The sequence below is a fragment of the Micromonospora sp. DT201 genome (genome assembly GCF_049841575.1).
Classification (GTDB): domain Bacteria; phylum Actinomycetota; class Actinomycetes; order Mycobacteriales; family Micromonosporaceae; genus Micromonospora.
Window position 1 is genome coordinate 1 of sequence record NZ_JBNCKP010000064.1, and the last position, 1,321, is coordinate 1,321.

Here is a 1,321-nt window from a genome sequence, read left to right on the forward strand (position 1 = left end):
CGCGGAAGTTCAGACCCGCCGCGCGGACCCCGATACGTACCTCATGGGCGCCCAACGGACGGTCGGCGTCCGACGCGACGATCGTGAGGTCCTCCAGCGACCCCTTTCGCACAGCCGACAGCCGCCACGCGGACTCACCGGACACCGCAGACGCCTCGGTCGGCGTGATCCGGGGTGCGAGCACACGCCCCGCGCGGACCGCCACCTGCGCCTCGTCCAGCCCGAGCAACGACTCCCACGGCGGCGCCTCGCCGCCGTCGAGGTCGACGAGGACGAAACGCTCGGGGTGCTCCGACTGGGCGCTGCGCAGCAGACCCCACACCGGGGCCTGCGCCAGATCCGGCGCCTCGTCACCGACGGCCACGCCGTTGCGGGTCACCACGACCAGTCGCGACGTGGCCAGGGCCTCGGTCGCCAACCACCGCTGCACCAGGGCGAGCGCGTGAACGGCGACGTCGCCGGCCGCCGGGAGTTCGGTGGCCACGGCTGTCGTCTGGATCGCGACTCCGCTCGTCTGGATCGAGACGAGGACGGCGTTGGGCACCGGATGGCCGTCGGCGAGCGCACTGTCGAGCGCGTCGAGATCCGGGTAGCGCTCGCCAGGCCCCGCCAGATCACCGAGGACCGCGATCCGTTGCGCTCCACTGCGCGCGGTGGTTGCGACCTCGGTCCAGTCAAGCGTGAACAGCGCGTTCGCCCCCGGCCGGCGGGCTCCCTTGAGCTGCTCGGCCGGGCGGAAGACGAGCCCGTCCACCCCGGCCACCGGGCGGCCGCCATCGTCGGCGAGGTCGATCCGCAGCGCGGAATCACCGGCGGAGCCGATCCGAACCCGCAGCACCCCGACGCCTTGCTGCTCGATCCGCACCCCGGACCAGGAGAACGGCAACCCTGCCAAGGAAGCGTCGCCGCCGCCCAGACCTTCGAGCCCTCCGTGCAGGGTCGCGTCGAACAGCGCAGGGTGCAGGCCGAAGGCTCCAGCCGAATCGGCGTATCCGTCGGGGAGAGCCACCTCGGTGTAGACGTCCGCGCCGACGCGCCACGCCACGCGTACGCCCTGGAAGGCCGGGCCGTACTCGTAGCCGGCGTCGGCCAGCCGGGCGTACAGCTCGCCGACCTCGATCGGTTCGGCGCCTGCCGGCGGCCACTGGGCGCCGAAGGCTCTGACCGGTGTCGCCTGTAGGGCGAGCCAGCCGCGTGCGTGGCAGGTCACCACGTGTCCGCCGTCCTCGTCCGCGGCCTCGGGACGGGAGTAGACCGCGACCTCACGGCGGCCGTCGTCGTCGGGTTCGCCGACGGTGACCTGCAGCTGCGCGACCGTTTG

1 protein-coding gene is annotated in these 1,321 nt (G+C 73.1%); it reads right to left on the reverse strand.

The window, feature by feature from the left end; genetic code table 11:
• The coding region (locus ACLQ28_RS34405) for a polyketide synthase dehydratase domain-containing protein (protein WP_425690430.1) at positions 1 to 1,321 on the reverse strand (1,321 nt) is incomplete at both ends.